We start from the raw sequence: 13,798 nt of genomic DNA on the forward strand, positions 1-13,798 counted from the left end.
CGGCGGCCCGTTACGGGGCGTTCAAGACCTGCTTGACCAGGGCCTCGCGCAGCGCCGCCAATTCGCCGCTCGCCTCCATCTGGGCGATCGCCTTGCCTACCTTCGGCACGAGATCGCGATGGCGTTCGTGCAGGTAATGGTAGATGTGGATGCGCTCGAGCGGCGGCGAGAGCGGGTGGATCCTGGCCTGCAGATTGAGTTTGCGCACCGCGGCGAGCCCGCTGAAGAGGTCGGTGACCATCACGTCGAAACGATCGGCATCGAGCATCCTGACCATGTTGTCGAGGCCAGTGGTCGCCGTGACGCGGGCCATGCCGCGCGTGCCGGCCTCCGAGGAGCCGACGCCGCGGACGATGCCGATGCTGTAGTCCCTGATCGAGTCCCAGCCGGCGACGTCGAACCGGAATTTCGTCGCAAACACCGCCGGCTCGATATAGTTGATCGCCGGCGTGACCTGGACCAGCGTCGGGTAGTCGCGCGAGAGCGATCCGATGCGCTGGATCTCGCCGTCGACCGCGCCGGCGCTCGACAGCGCGAGCGCGCGCTTGCCGGGGACGTCCTCGAACTCCAGCCTGATGTTCAGCCTGGCGTAAACGGCCCGCAACATCTCGCCGCCGACATATTGATCGGGGATGTCTGCGATGCGCGCCAGCCGGATGACCTCCTGCGCCGGCGATGGACCGCTTGCAAGCAGTGACAGGCAGGCGACGATAATCCGCCACATGACGCGCCTCCTCGTTGCCCGAAGCTACCGCTGGATTCCGATGTCCGCCGATCTACCGGAGACGGCGCCTGCGCGTGGCCATAGAGGTCACTGCCCCGCCCGAGGTGCAGGCGACGTCCGGACTTTCACCGATGTCATTCTACCACGCGAAGTGGTAGTTTGCGCGACAATCCTGCTAGCGGACGCAAGATATGACCCCGCCGACCTCAAGCCGCCCAGGGGTTGACAGGAAATCGGCCGACGGGATCGCCGCGCGCATCGCGGGAAGGGGAAGTCTCGACGATCGAAATGCTCGAGGCTGCGACCGCTCGGCCGCAGCGTGCCGCCGTTTCCGGGGATGTGGTGCATGGCCAAGGCTGGTGACGAGGACTCCAATCGCGGCCGCGCCGTTGCACCGGCGGCTGCGAAGCAGGATTTGATCGGCACCGCGCTCGCGCCTTCGATGTTCGCCGCGCTGCTGTCCCGGCTCTTCAACTGGTCGCGCAGCGGCGTCGGGCCGCGCCTGCTCGCCGCCGTGCTGCTGTTCTCTTCGGTCGTGACGCTGACGTTGACTGCGCTCCAGCTCTATCTCGATTATGATCGCGAGGTCGGCCTCATCGAGACCAGGCTCGACGAGATCGGCCGCAGCACCACCGGCAGTCTCGGCGAGAGCCTGTGGAATCTCGACCAGAACCAGCTCAAGCTCCAGCTCGACGGTATCCTGCGGCTGCCCGACATCCGCGCCGCCGAGGTGCGCGAGGTTGACGACCGTCCCAATCCGATCCGTCTCGCCATCGGCGAGCCGAGCACCCGCTCGGTCGTGACGCGCGACTATCCGCTGAACACCAATGTGCAGGGGACCGCACGCGAGATCGGCGTGCTCCATGTCGAGGCGACGCTGACCGACGTCTACCAGCATCTGCTGAACCGCGCGCTGGTGATCCTGGCAAGCCAGGCGGCCAAGACGTTCCTCGTCTCGCTGTTCATCATCTACATGTTCCATCTGCTGGTGACGCGGCATCTGGTCGCCATCGCAGACTTCGTCAGCAAATACAGCCTTGCGCGGCCGCCGCCGCCTTTGCGCCTGGAGCGCCGGCCGCCCTACGATGCCGACGAGCTGGACAAGGTCATCGACGCCTTCAACGCGATGTGCGCGAACCTCCAGCGGGCCTATGGCGAGCTGCGCGAGGCCAATGCAAATCTCGAGCGCGACCTCAAGGTCCGCCGGCGCGCCGAAGAGGACGCGCGTGCGAGTGAAGAGCGTTTCCGCGACTATGCCGAGACCGCGTCCGACTGGTTCTGGGAGACCGGACCGGACCATCGGTTCACCTACATTTCCGACCGGGCCGGTGCCTTCAGCATGGACAACAAGGCGCTGATCGGCAAGCGCCGCACCGATGCCGCGTCCGGCTGCGACGCCGAGCCCGAGAAATGGCGCGCGCACATGGCGATGCTGGACCGCCATGAGCCGTTCCGGAAGTTCGAATATCGCGGCCGCGACACCACGGGGCGGATGCATCATTTCAGCGTCAACGGCCAGCCGGTCTTCGCTGCCGACGGAAGCTTCATGGGTTATCGCGGCTCCGCGACCGATCTCACCGAGCAGCACGAGACCGAGGAGCGGCTGCGCCAATCCCAGAAGATGGATGCGATCGGCCAGCTCACCGGCGGCGTCGCGCACGACTTCAACAATGTGCTCACGGTCATCACCGGCACCATCGAGATCATCCAGGAGGGGCTTGCGGACAAGCCCGAATTCGCCGCGATCGCGCAGCTGATCGACGATGCGGCCGCGCGCGGCGCGGAGATCACCTCGCAGCTCCTGACCTTCGCGCGCCGCCAGCCGCTGGAGCCGCGCGAGATCGACGTCAACGCCCTCGTGATCGAGACCGCTAAACTGCTGAGGCCGATCCTCGGCGCCCATATCGAGATCGTGACCCGGCTCGCCGACGATGCGTGGTCCGCGATGGCCGATCCATCGCAGCTCTCCTCCGCGATCGTCAACCTCGCCGTCAACGCGCGCGACGCGATGCCGGGCGGGGGCAAGCTCACGATCGAGACCGCGAACCGCGAGCTCGACGACACCGACGCTGCGGGCGACGGCGATGCCATGCGCGGCGCCTTCGTGATGGTCGCGGTCGCCGACACCGGCCACGGCATCCCCGCCGACATCCGCGAGCACGTGTTCGAGCCGTTCTTCACCACCAAGGGCGTCGGCCGCGGCACCGGCCTCGGGCTCAGCATGGTCTACGGCTTTGCCAAGCAGACCGGCGGCACCGTCGCGGTCGAGAGCGAGGAGGGGCGCGGCACGGTGATGCGGCTGTTCCTGCCGCGGTCGAAGGGCGAGGCGCCGGCCAGGACCGCGCCGGTCCAGGCGCTCGACACGGCACGCGGGCACGAAACGATCCTCGTGGTCGAGGACGATCCGCTGGTGCAGGGCTATGTCATCGCCCGGCTCGGCAGCCTCGGCTATCGCACGCTGGTGGCAGGCGACGGCGCCTCCGCACTGGCGCTGGTCGACCAGGGCGCCAAATTCGATCTGCTGTTCACGGACATCATCATGCCCGGCGGCATGAACGGGCGGGAATTGGCCGACGCGATCCGGCTCCGGCGGCCGGGAGCAAGGGTGCTCTATACCTCCGGCTACACCGACGATGCCATCGTCCACGGAGGACATCTCGATCCCGGTGTGGCGCTGCTCAGGAAGCCCTATCGGAAGTCGGAGCTGTCGCAGAAGATACGCGAGGTGCTTGCGGGCGAGCCGCCGGACTGAGCGGCGCCGGCGGACGAAAAAGGCGCGGCGGGGAAGCCCCGTCGCGCCCGATTTCTTGCTCGCTGGTCCAGGGCTGAGAGCGCCCCGATGCCAAGCCTTGTTCAAAGCTTAGCGGGCGATCCCAGCGAGGTGACAGCGCTTGGTAAGAGACACTGGATCACCTCCTTTCGTTGGTTTCGGAAGATTTCAATATAGGCGGCATTGCCGCCGCTGTTAAGAGGCGGCGGGTCGGAAGGAACCGGGCGCGATTCGCAAGGCTCAGGACGGCCGGAAAGCGACCTCCTGAACAGTTGAGACCGCCGCCCGGCCGTGTTAGGGAGCCCGTAACGCGGGTGTAGCTCAATGGTAGAGCAGCAGCCTTCCAAGCTGAATACGAGGGTTCGATTCCCTTCACCCGCTCCAACGCCCAAGCCCTCCGCTTGAAATGAGGGCTCATTGTGGATCGCAGAAAAGTTGAAGCCTGCTTGCTGACGTCGATCGCCAGATGGCCGGAGCTTTGCGATAGGAGCTGACGGTTGCCTGCTTGTTCGTACCTTTGGACAGCGACCTGAGCCAGCCGGCTCATTCGCTCGGGCGAGCCGACGGTCAGGAAGGCAAATCCACCTGAAAGCTCAGTAGCACGCAGGCATCAAGCCAAGTCGTGGATATTGCCGATCGATTGCAGCCAGCTCGATCCGCATTTGCGCGATGATCCAATCCCGGATCTCGGCGGCAATGGGCCGCATGGGCCGGTTGCGTGGCGGCAGGAACTCGCAGAGACGGCGCGTGGTGGTGAGTGTATCGGAGGCCGGCACCAGCGCGCCTGTCAGGAGCCAATGCGAGGCGACCGTCAGCCAGCCGAGCGCGATGCCTTGGCCGAGCAGGGCGGCCTGCATCACGACGGCATAATCGGTGAAGCTGAGCCCCTTGGCCGCACCGCGACGACCGGTGAGCAGTGATGCGTAATCCGCGGCCCAGTCGCCCGGCGTCTCGGCGAGGCGGATGATGGTGTTGCCCTCGGTGGGATCGGTCGCGCCGAGATAGGTCGGGCTGCACATCGGCAGCATCGCTTCCTTCATCACCAGCGTGCCGCCGGACGACGGCTCGTCGCGATCGCGGAAGCGCATGCCGAGATCGACGTTCTCCACCGGCCCGCGTAATGCGCCGGAGATCAGCTGGAAGCGCAGATCGACCTGGGGAAACTGCTTCTGGAGTTTGTCGATGCGCGGCATCAGCCAGTGCGTGGTAAAGGCAGAGGAGACCGACAGCGTCACGGTCTCGGTGCCCTTGCGGCGCCGCTCGATCTCGACGAGGCCGCTCTCGATGCTGCGAAAGCCTTCGAGCACGCGGCGATAGAGCTGCTCGCCTTCCTCGGTGAGCACCGCGCGGCCCGCCTTGCGGTCGAACAGGCGAACGCCGAGATGCTCCTCGAATTGTCCGAGCATCCGGCTTACCGCCGGCTGCGTGACGTTGAGTTCGGCGGCAGCCGCCGTGAAGCTGCCATTGCGCGCTGCTGCGTCAAAGACGAACAGGGCGTTACTTGAGGGCAGCATCCTGCGCAGCTCGGGCATAACGTCATGTTATGGGCGCAGTGAGAATTTGGCAATTGCCGAGTTTTGCCAAGTCTGGTGTCATTCGTATCACAGCCTAAAGGCAGGGTGTTCGGGAGACAGTTTTGGTGCGGCGCACGCTGTACCCGCGATTGCTCCGGGATGCTGTCTATAAAGCAGGCTTATGGCGCGCAGTGAGGCACGTCATGACAGGGAACGAGGCGAGGGCGATCGTTGGACAGACGAGCGGAAAGCGTCGAGATCCGGTCCGCGAGCAAGGCGTACGGCGCCGTTCGCGCTCTCGACGACGTCTCCCTCAATGTCGGCGCCGGCGAGTTCGTCTCGCTTCTCGGTCCCTCCGGTTCCGGCAAAACCACGCTGCTTGGCATCTTGGGCGGCTTCATCCTGCCTACGACTGGCACCATCCTGTTCGGCGGTCGCGACGTCACTTACATGCCGCCGCACAAGCGCGACATCGGCGTCGTCTTCCAGAACTATGCGCTGTTCCCGCACATGAGCGTCGGCGAGAATGTCGCCTTTCCCTTGCGTGCACGTCGCTTGCCGAAGGCAAGCTGGCCCGACAAGGTGCGCGCGGCGCTCGCGATGGTCGGCCTCGCCGGCTACGATGAGCGCGGCATCGCGCAGCTCTCCGGCGGCCAACGCCAGCGCGTCGCGCTCGCCCGCGCCATGATCTTCGAGCCGCGGCTGATCCTGATGGACGAGCCGCTCTCCGCGCTCGACAAGCAGCTGCGCGAATCCATGCAGATCGAACTGCGCGCGCTGCACCGGCGAATCGGCGCCACCATCATCTACGTCACCCACGACCAGCGCGAGGCGCTGACCATGAGCGACCGTGTCGCGGTAATGAAGGACGGCAGGCTGGTCCAGATCGACGAGCCCGCGCGGCTGCACGACCATCCCGCCGATTCCTTCGTCGCGAGCTTCATCGGTGAAGCCACGATGCTGTCGGTGCGCCGTGTCGATGCCACCAGCGTCGCGCTCGGCAACGCGCTGCTGCGTAGCGCCCGCGCCATCCCCGACGGCGATGCGCTGATGCTGGCCGTGCACAGCGAAAAGCTGCTGATCGACGATGGCGCACAGGATGCCGCCTGCAACCGGCTCACCGGCACGGTCACCGATATCGTCTATCAGGGCGAGAGCCTGCGCATCTTCCTGGCGCTCGCTGACGGCATCGCGCTCAGCTTGCGCCAGCCGAGCTATCATCAGGCCTACAGCCGCATCCCGCCGCTCGGCGGCAGCCTCACCGTCACCCTTCATCCCCAGGACACCATCGTCGTGCCGAAGATGAAGGACTGAACTCAAGCCTTGTCCAACCGAAAGAAGAAACCGATATGTCGACCCAAGCCGCGTTCAGCAATTTCAAGGTCCTCACCTTCGACGTCGTCGGCACCTTGATCGATTTCGAGGCCGGCGTGCTCGCAGCGGTGCGCAAGATCTCGGGCAAGACGCCGGCCGAGCTCAGCGACGAGCAGATATTCGAGCCCTACAAGCGCGGCCGCGACAAGCACTACGAGCGCTCCAGCGAGGCGATGTTCCACGTCTACCGCCATCTGGCCAAGGAGGTCGGACTGCCGTCCGACGACGCGTCGTGCGACACCTTCCAGCTCTCGGTGCTACGCTGGGGGCCGTTCGCGGATTCGGCCGAGGCGCTTAAGCGCCTGCGCACGAAATTCCGCCTGGTCGCAATGACCAATGCCGACCGTGTCGCGCTGTCCGCCTACGCGCACGCGCTCGGCGATCCCTTCGACGACACCGTCTGTGCCGACGACACCGGCGTGGCAAAGCCCAATCCGGAATTCTTCGCCTACAACAGGGGGCGTCAGTCGGCGTTCGGCTACAAGCAGTCCGACATTCTGCACGTCGCCCAGAGCCAGTACCACGACATCGGGATCGCGCGGAAACTCGGCTACAAGGTGTGCTGGATCGAGCGCCGCCAGGGCGTCGCTGGTTTCGGCGGCACGCCGGCGGTGGAGACGCTGACCAAGCCGGACTTCCATTTCCCGACCTTGAAGGCACTGGCCGACGCCGCCATCGGGCCGGCGGCGTAAATCCGTGAGCGCCGGCATGACACGCGACTGGAGCGCATTGCCATCGGTCAACTCGCTGTGGGAAGCCACCGCGGAGCCGGCACGCGACTTTCCCGTGCTGTCGGACGAACACCAGGCGGATGTGGTGATCATCGGCGCGGGCTACACCGGCCTGTCCGCCGCGCACCACATCGCCAAGGACAGCGCATCGCCAATCGTGCTCGAAGCCAACCGCCCCGGTTGGGGCGCCAGCGGACGCAACGGAGGCGTGATCACCGCAAAGTTTCGTCTGTCGTTCCGCGAGATCGATGCCGCGCATGGCCGCGCCATGGCGAAGCGCATGTACGAGATCGCGCATGAATCGACCGACATGGTCGAGGAGCTGGTGTCCGAATTCGGCATCACCAGTGCGAACCTGACGCGCACCGGACAGGTCAAGGCCGCGCATAACCAGACGACGCTGAAGGCCGCGATCGACGAGGCCAATTGGATGACGCGTGAGATGGGTTCTGCCGAGGTCCGCATCCTCAACAAGCGCGAAGTGCGCGAAGAGACCGGCTCCGACATCTTTGTCGGCGGCGTGCTCAATCCCGGCTCTGGCGGCATCCATCCGCTGAATTATCTGCGGGGCCTCGCCGACGGCGTGGCGCGCCGTGGTGTTCCGATCTTCCAGGAATCCCCGGTCGTCAAGCTGCGGCGCGAGAAGAACGGTATTGTCGCCGAGACGCCGCAAGGCGCCGTGCGTGCCAAACAGGCGATCATCGCCACCAACAGCTATTCCGATCTGACTGGCGCCACCGCACATATGCAGCGCACGTTGATCCCGTTCCGCAGCGCCATGGTTGCGACCGAACAGCTGCCGCGCAATCTCGCTGGAAAGCTGATGCCGACGGGGCGGACCTACACCGAGACCAAGCGCATGATGCGCTGGTTCCGCATGGTCGATAACCGCGTGATCTTCGGCGGCCGCGGCGCCTTCGGCAAGCAGGACTCGCAAGCCGCCTTCGACGCGCTGCGCAAGGCGATGGTCGGAATCTTTCCGGATTTGGCCGAGGTCCCGCTCGCATACAAATGGTCTGGCCTCGTCGCGATGACGCTGGACTCGGTGCCCCATATCGGCCGGATCGACGACCGCACGCTGGTCTCGCTGGGCTACAATGGCGCGGGCGTTGCGATGTCGAGCCTGATGGGCCGCTATCTCGCAGCCCTCGTGCGCGGCGAGAGCCCCGATGTCGGGCTGCTCGATGTCAGGGGCATGAGGCCCATTCCGTTCTATCCGCTGCGCGAGCCCGCGGTGCGCATGGTCGCCGGCTGGTATCAGTTTCTCGATGCGATCGGTCAGTGAGATTCTTTTGGAGGAGGCGAGGATGACGATGAAGCAGAAGTTTGGACTGGGCTGCGCGCTGCTCGGCGCAATCGGATTTGCCGGTGCGGCCGATGCCGCCGACCAAATCACCTTCGTCTCGCAAGGCGGCGCCTACCAGCAGGCGCAGACGGTGGCGATCCTGGATCCCACCGCCAAGAAGCTCGGCATCACCATCAACCAGGACTCGATTCCCGACGCCTGGCCCGCGATCAAAACCCAGGTCGGCAGCGGCAGGCCGATCTGGGATGTCGTCGACACGCCCACCGGCAACTGCCTGCGTGGCGGCGAGCAGGGGCTGATCGAGAAGCTCGACTTCTCGAAGATTCCCAACGGCGCGGCGATGCCGGAAGCCTATCGCAGTCCCTATTCGATCTCCTACGAGTTCTATTCCAGCGTGCTGTCCTACAGCCAGAAGACGTTCCCGAAGGACGCGCCGAACAGCTGGGCAGATTTCTGGGACGTGAAGAAATTCCCCGGCCGCCGCGCCCTGCGCAACCACCCGTTCGCCACGCTTGAGGCCGCATTGATGGCTGACGGTGTCGCGCCGGACAAGCTCTATCCGCTCGACGTCGATCGCGCCTTCAAGAAGCTCGAGGAGATCAAGCCGCACATTACGGTGTGGTGGACTTCGGGTGCGCAGTCGGCGCAACTGCTCAACGACGGCGAGGTCGACATGGAGATGGCCTGGAACGGCCGAGTCAGCGCGGTCGCCAAGGAAGGCGCCAAGGTTGCCTTCACCTACAATCAGGGCGTCCTTCAGAGCACCTCGCTCTGCATTCTCAAGGGCGCGCCGAATCTCGACACCGCGTTGAAATTCCTCAACGAGGCCGTCGATCCCGTGCACCAGGCCAATCTGCCGCTCCACATCGACTACGGCCCCGGCAATCCGAAGGCGTTTGAAACCAACGTGATCAAGTCCGAACGTGCCGCGCAATTGCCGAGCGAGCCGGCGAACGCGGCCAAGCAGGCGCTGATGTCCTACGCCTGGTGGTCATCGCCGGCCGGCGAAGCCGCCGAGAAGCGCTGGGCATCGTTCATGCAGAAGTGAGACGAGGCAGCGTTGACGATGACAGTGTCCGATCCTTCGCAAAAGCATCAGCGCCGTGAGCACGGGCTGATGCTGGCGCTGGTGTCGCCGGCGCTGCTCGTGATTTTGCTCTTGATCGTGCTGCCGGTCGGCTGGCTGGCCTGGCAGTCGATCTACCATGACGGCTTCACGCTGGAGAACTACCGGCGAGTCTTCACCGAAGACATCTACTGGCGAAGTTTCGCGCTGACCTTCGAGATCAGCCTCGCGGTCACATTGATCGCTCTGCTGCTCGGCTATCCCTTGGCCTATCTCGCCAATTCGGTGCCGAAGGCCTGGAGCATCCTGATCCTGTCGCTGGTCGTGCTGCCGTTCTGGACCAGCGTGCTGGTCCGCGCCTATGCCTGGCTGGCGCTGCTCCAGCGTAGCGGTGTGATCAACCAATTCCTGCGCTATTTCGATGTGATCTCCGAGCCACTCGCGCTGGTCCACAACAGTTTTGGTACGGTGGTGGCGACCGTGCACATCCTGCTGCCGTTCATGGTGCTGCCGCTCTATGCCACGATGCAGAAGATCCCCGGCGATCTCATGCAAGCCGGCGCCAGTCTCGGCGCGAGCCCGTCGCTGACATTCTTTCGCGTGTTCCTGCCGCTGTCGCTGCCTGGCGTGCTCGCCGGCTGCACCATGGTGTTCGTGCTCTGCCTCGGCTTCTATATCACGCCGGAGCTGCTAGGCGGCGGCCGCACCGTGATGGTATCGATGCTCGTGAGTCGCAACGTCGAGCTCTACAACCAGTTCGGTGCGGCCAGCGCCGTCGCCGTCGTGCTGCTCATGAGTGTGCTCGCGATCTTCTTCGTCGTCAGCCGCTTCATCTCGCTCGACCGCGTGCTGGGGCAGAAATGATGCGCATCTCGCCCGCACGGATTGCCCTCTACGCGATCAGCGCGCTGGTGCTGGTCTATCTGATCCTGCCCGTTCTCATCATCGCGCCGATCTCGTTCTCCAGCGCGCGCTTCCTGACCTTCCCGCCGCCGTCGTTCTCGACGCGCTGGTATCAGCAATATTTCACAAACCCGGCCTGGATGCAGGCAACGCGCGTGACGCTGACGGTTGCGCTCTTCACCGTCGTGATCGCAACGCCGTGTGGGGTGGCTGCCGCCTATGCCATCAGCCAGTCCAAGCTGCGCATCATGCGCGTCGTTCATATGGCGCTGCTGCTGCCGCTGGTGGTGCCGATTATCATCACCGCAGTCGGCATCTTCTTCGTCTACGCCAAGGTCGGCCTGGTCGCGACCATGCCCGGCCTCGTGCTCGCCAATGTCATGCTGGGCTTGCCTTATGTCGTCATATCGGTGCTGGCGGGCCTGCAGAGCTTCGATCCGGCGCAGGAGATGGTTGCGCGAAGCCTCGGCATGAACCGGCTGCGCAGCTTCTTCGCGGTGACCCTGCCGCAGATCAAGTCGAGCGTGGTCGCCGGCGGCATTTTTGCCTTCATCTCGGCAATGGACGAGACCATCGTCGCGCTGTTCATTTCCGGCGGCCAGTACCAGCCGCTGACCAAGCGCATGTTCACCGCGCTTCGAGACGAGATCGACCCGACGATTGGAGCGATATCGACGCTGATGACTGCGGCCTCGTTCCTCCTGGTATTGCTCGCAACCACGCGACAGAAGAGGAAGGTGGGATAAATCCTGCGCTGACGGCCCGGCCGCACCGGGCCTGATCCAGGTCAATGTCGCGCGCTCCGGATGGTCTATTCGTTGGTCGCAACTTCGGGACAACCATGACATGACCGACAAGCCGATCGATTGGACGCCGGATCTCACGCTGCCGACCTCCAAATCCACCGTCCAGCACTTCATCGCAAATGCCGGCGGCGACCGCCTGGAGATTGACACCACGCCCTGGGGCGAGGCCGATCTCACGGTCAACGGTTAGTCGCTTGCTCACATCGAAGCGGCACCGAGCGCCGGGGAGGCGTTTCGGGCGCTCGAGACGATCGCGGAAGATTTCGAAGCCGGCAAGGAGGCCGACAAGAATGTGCGCCTCGATCAGGTGATCGAGGATGACGAGGTCCGCGAAAAGCTGGGTCTGGCGCGCATCTAAGGCCATCGTAGCCCGTGAGATCGCTGATATCGCTACGGCGATGAGTGCCATCCGCGCGCGTCGTAACGAGGCGGCGCGGATCCCCTAGGAACCATCACATCCCGCACGAGTTGGCCGGTCGGGCTGGAGGAAAGTCACACGAGGCCAAACCGTGCAAGACGACATGCGCGTGCGCACCACCGCGCAGATCGCGGGTCATCCCATTCATCCGATGCTGGTGCCGATCCCGATCGCGTGCTTCGTCGGGGCGCTGTTGACCGACATCGCCTATGTCGCCAGCGCCGAGATCATGTGGGCGAATTTTTCCGCTTGGCTTCTGCTCGTTGGCGTCGTCTTCGGCGTGCTGGCGGCGATCGCGGGCCTCACTGATTTCCTCGGCAACCGCCTGGTGCGTGTGCAGACGCCGGCCTGGCCGCATCTGATCGGCAATGCCGTGGCGCTGATCCTGGCCATCGTCAACGCGCTGATCCACACCCGCGATGCCTGGACCTCGGTGTGGCCGACGGGGCTCGTTCTGTCCGTGATCACCGTGCTGATCCTGCCCGTCACCGGCTGGCTCGGCTGGGCCATGGTCTATCGCCACGGCGTGGGAGTTGCGCGATGATATCGAAGCTCGCCCGCGCTCTGGTGTGCGCGTCGCTGCCGTTGCTGGCTGCTTGCGATGACGGCAGCGGCGACCCCAAGGCGCAGATCGGCGCCAACCCTGAGCTTCCCGACATCCAGCAATATCTGCTGCCGCCCGTCCACATCGCGCGCATCGTCGGCTGGAAGAAGGACGAGACGCCGACTGTGGCGCAAGGCCTGCAGGTCAAGGCTTTCGCGACCGGTCTGCAGCATCCGCGTTTCCTCTACGTGCTGCCCAATGGTGACGTGCTGGTGGCGGAATCCAAGGCGCCAAAGGGGGGCGCGATCAAGCGGCCCAAGGAGATCGTCATGGGCTATATCGAGTCCTGGGCGACCTCGGGCGGCAACGACACCGGGCCGGGTAATCGCATCACGCTGCTGCGTGACAGCAATGGCGACGGCGTGCCGGATACGCAAAGCGTCTTCCTCGACCATCTCAACTCGCCCTTCGGCATCGCGCTGGTGGGCAACGATCTCTACGTCGCCAACGCCGATGCGATCGTCAGATATCCCTACACCGAAGGCGACACCAGGATCACCGCGCCGGGCACGGTGCTGACGCCGCTGCCGGGCGGGCCGATCAACCATCACTGGACCAAGAGTCTCGTCGCCAGCCCCGACGGCTCGAAACTCTATGCCGGCGTCGGCTCCAACAGCAACATCACCGAGAACGGCATGGAGGCCGAGCACAATCGCGCGGCGATCCTCGAGGTCGACCGTGCCAGCGGGCGCTGGCGCGTGTTCGCGAGCGGCCTGCGCAATCCGAACGGGCTCAGCTTCGAGCCGCAGACCGGCGCGCTGTGGACGGTGGTGAACGAGCGCGACGAGCTCGGTCCCGATCTCGTTCCTGACTACATGACCTCGGTGAAGGACGGCGGCTTCTACGGCTGGCCGTACAGCTATTACGGCCAGCATGTCGATCCCCGCGTCAAGCCGCAGCGGCCGGATCTCGTCGCCAAGGCGATCGTGCCGGACTATGCCCTGAGCTCGCATGTCGCCGCGCTCGGGCTCGCCTTCAACACCGGCTCCAGCCTGCCGGCCGCCTATCGCGGTGGCGCCTTCGTCGGCGAGCATGGCAGCTGGAACAGGCAGGTGCTCAACGGCTACAAGGTCGTGTTCGTGCCGTTCAAGGACGGTAAGCCGAGCGGACCGGCGCAGGACGTCGTGACGGGCTTCCTCAACAGCGACAACCAGGCGCGCGGCCGGCCGGTGGGCGTCGCCATCGACAAGACCGGGGCGTTGCTGGTCGCAGACGACAGCGGCAACACGGTGTGGCGCGTCACCGCCGCGCATCCGCAGCTGACGCAACGATAGTCCCGCCGGCGCGTTATCGGACAGACGGTGAAAGCCAAATTCTGAAACTCAAGCCAGGAGTTGGACAATGGGCCTTGCTCAATATGCCATCGTGCCGGTGCGGAACGAATGGGGCGTGTTGCACGACGGTGACGTCAAGAACACCTACGCCACCAAGGAGGCTGCATTCGAATCGGCGGTCGCCGCCGCATCCCTCGCGCTTCGTGAGGGACATGAAGTCCAGGTCAGCGTGCCCGGCCGCGAAGCCGGAGACAACGCGCTCGGCGTCTAGAGCCGAACCACGAAGCAGCATTTGAGAAGGAGGCCGC

13 protein-coding genes and 1 tRNA gene are annotated in these 13,798 nt (G+C 64.9%); 12 read left to right on the plus strand and 2 right to left on the minus strand.

What is annotated here, in order from left to right:
• Nucleotides 1–10: 10 nt before the first annotated feature.
• The gene (locus CIT37_RS16495) at nucleotides 11–724 is read right to left on the minus strand and encodes a substrate-binding periplasmic protein (RefSeq protein WP_028141070.1); all 714 of its coding nucleotides are present in this window, start codon (nucleotides 722–724) and stop codon (nucleotides 11–13) included.
• A 346-nt stretch (nucleotides 725–1,070) separates the two neighbouring features.
• Here CIT37_RS16495 and CIT37_RS16500 point away from each other — a divergent pair, with 346 nt between their 5' ends.
• Together CIT37_RS16500 and CIT37_RS16505 are read left to right on the plus strand one after the other, a co-directional pair.
• A complete protein-coding gene (locus tag CIT37_RS16500; protein ID WP_028141069.1) occupies nucleotides 1,071–3,476 on the plus strand; it encodes an ATP-binding protein in 2,406 nt (801 codons plus the stop codon).
• 328 nt (nucleotides 3,477–3,804) lie between these two features.
• Nucleotides 3,805–3,878, plus strand: a tRNA-Gly gene (locus CIT37_RS16505).
• A gap of 209 nt (nucleotides 3,879–4,087) precedes the next feature.
• Here CIT37_RS16505 and CIT37_RS16510 read toward each other — a convergent pair.
• Complete coding sequence (locus CIT37_RS16510; RefSeq protein WP_038950496.1) at nucleotides 4,088–5,026, minus strand: LysR family transcriptional regulator; 939 nt, start codon at nucleotides 5,024–5,026, stop codon at nucleotides 4,088–4,090.
• Between the two features lie 213 nt (nucleotides 5,027–5,239).
• Here CIT37_RS16510 and CIT37_RS16515 point away from each other — a divergent pair, with 213 nt between their 5' ends.
• The 10 genes from CIT37_RS16515 to CIT37_RS16560 all read left to right on the plus strand — a co-directional run bounded on the left by CIT37_RS16515 (nucleotide 5,240) and on the right by CIT37_RS16560 (nucleotide 13,761).
• A complete protein-coding gene (locus CIT37_RS16515; RefSeq protein WP_038950495.1) occupies nucleotides 5,240–6,322 on the plus strand; it encodes an ABC transporter ATP-binding protein in 1,083 nt (360 codons plus the stop codon).
• A 35-nt stretch (nucleotides 6,323–6,357) separates the two neighbouring features.
• The gene (locus CIT37_RS16520) at nucleotides 6,358–7,074 is read left to right on the plus strand and encodes an HAD family hydrolase (RefSeq protein ID WP_028141066.1); all 717 of its coding nucleotides are present in this window, start codon (nucleotides 6,358–6,360) and stop codon (nucleotides 7,072–7,074) included.
• A 16-nt stretch (nucleotides 7,075–7,090) separates the two neighbouring features.
• A complete protein-coding gene (locus CIT37_RS16525) occupies nucleotides 7,091–8,398 on the plus strand; it encodes an NAD(P)/FAD-dependent oxidoreductase (RefSeq protein ID WP_038950494.1) in 1,308 nt (435 codons plus the stop codon).
• A gap of 22 nt (nucleotides 8,399–8,420) precedes the next feature.
• Nucleotides 8,421–9,467, plus strand: a complete 1,047-nt coding sequence (locus CIT37_RS16530; protein ID WP_028141064.1) for an ABC transporter substrate-binding protein — start codon at nucleotides 8,421–8,423, stop codon at nucleotides 9,465–9,467.
• A gap of 18 nt (nucleotides 9,468–9,485) precedes the next feature.
• A complete protein-coding gene (locus CIT37_RS16535) occupies nucleotides 9,486–10,349 on the plus strand; it encodes an ABC transporter permease (protein WP_038950492.1) in 864 nt (287 codons plus the stop codon).
• Nucleotides 10,346–11,134, plus strand: coding sequence for an ABC transporter permease (locus tag CIT37_RS16540; RefSeq protein ID WP_028141062.1), 789 nt, complete (start codon nucleotides 10,346–10,348; stop codon nucleotides 11,132–11,134). The genes CIT37_RS16535 and CIT37_RS16540 overlap by 4 nt, the downstream gene beginning before the upstream one ends.
• A 100-nt stretch (nucleotides 11,135–11,234) precedes the next feature.
• Nucleotides 11,235–11,384 (plus strand): hypothetical protein, encoded by a 150-nt coding sequence (locus CIT37_RS16545; RefSeq protein WP_154694130.1) that lies wholly within the window; start codon nucleotides 11,235–11,237, stop codon nucleotides 11,382–11,384.
• Nucleotides 11,385–11,715: 331 nt separating this feature from the next.
• The gene (locus tag CIT37_RS16550; RefSeq protein WP_038950489.1) at nucleotides 11,716–12,156 is read left to right on the plus strand and encodes a DUF2231 domain-containing protein; all 441 of its coding nucleotides are present in this window, start codon (nucleotides 11,716–11,718) and stop codon (nucleotides 12,154–12,156) included.
• On the plus strand, nucleotides 12,153–13,490 hold the full coding sequence (locus CIT37_RS16555; protein WP_038950488.1) for a PQQ-dependent sugar dehydrogenase: 1,338 nt from the start codon (nucleotides 12,153–12,155) through the stop codon (nucleotides 13,488–13,490). Before CIT37_RS16550 ends, CIT37_RS16555 begins: the two co-directional genes overlap by 4 nt.
• Before the next feature lie 67 nt (nucleotides 13,491–13,557).
• Nucleotides 13,558–13,761: a hypothetical protein gene (locus tag CIT37_RS16560; protein ID WP_028141058.1), complete on the plus strand. Its 204-nt coding sequence runs from the start codon at nucleotides 13,558–13,560 to the stop codon at nucleotides 13,759–13,761.
• Nucleotides 13,762–13,798 lie beyond the last annotated feature (37 nt).

This window comes from Bradyrhizobium ottawaense (assembly GCF_002278135.3).
Lineage (GTDB): Bacteria > Pseudomonadota > Alphaproteobacteria > Rhizobiales > Xanthobacteraceae > Bradyrhizobium > Bradyrhizobium ottawaense.

Excerpts from the sequence above, each read along its gene's own strand:
- CIT37_RS16525 (WP_038950494.1), top strand. The coding sequence starts at position 7,091 with ATGACACGCGACTGGAGCGCATTGCCATCGGTCAACTCGCTGTGGGAA.
- CIT37_RS16560 (WP_028141058.1), top strand. The coding sequence starts at position 13,558 with ATGGGCCTTGCTCAATATGCCATCGTGCCGGTGCGGAACGAATGGGGC.
- CIT37_RS16555 (WP_038950488.1), top strand. The coding sequence starts at position 12,153 with ATGATATCGAAGCTCGCCCGCGCTCTGGTGTGCGCGTCGCTGCCGTTG.
- CIT37_RS16520 (WP_028141066.1), top strand. The coding sequence starts at position 6,358 with ATGTCGACCCAAGCCGCGTTCAGCAATTTCAAGGTCCTCACCTTCGAC.
- CIT37_RS16530 (WP_028141064.1), top strand. The coding sequence starts at position 8,421 with ATGACGATGAAGCAGAAGTTTGGACTGGGCTGCGCGCTGCTCGGCGCA.
- CIT37_RS16500 (WP_028141069.1), top strand. The coding sequence starts at position 1,071 with ATGGCCAAGGCTGGTGACGAGGACTCCAATCGCGGCCGCGCCGTTGCA.
- CIT37_RS16540 (WP_028141062.1), top strand. The coding sequence starts at position 10,346 with ATGATGCGCATCTCGCCCGCACGGATTGCCCTCTACGCGATCAGCGCG.
- CIT37_RS16510 (WP_038950496.1), bottom strand. The coding sequence starts at position 5,026 with ATGCCCGAGCTGCGCAGGATGCTGCCCTCAAGTAACGCCCTGTTCGTC.
- CIT37_RS16545 (WP_154694130.1), top strand. The coding sequence starts at position 11,235 with ATGACCGACAAGCCGATCGATTGGACGCCGGATCTCACGCTGCCGACC.
- CIT37_RS16535 (WP_038950492.1), top strand. The coding sequence starts at position 9,486 with ATGACAGTGTCCGATCCTTCGCAAAAGCATCAGCGCCGTGAGCACGGG.
- CIT37_RS16495 (WP_028141070.1), bottom strand. The coding sequence starts at position 724 with ATGTGGCGGATTATCGTCGCCTGCCTGTCACTGCTTGCAAGCGGTCCA.
- CIT37_RS16550 (WP_038950489.1), top strand. The coding sequence starts at position 11,716 with ATGCGCGTGCGCACCACCGCGCAGATCGCGGGTCATCCCATTCATCCG.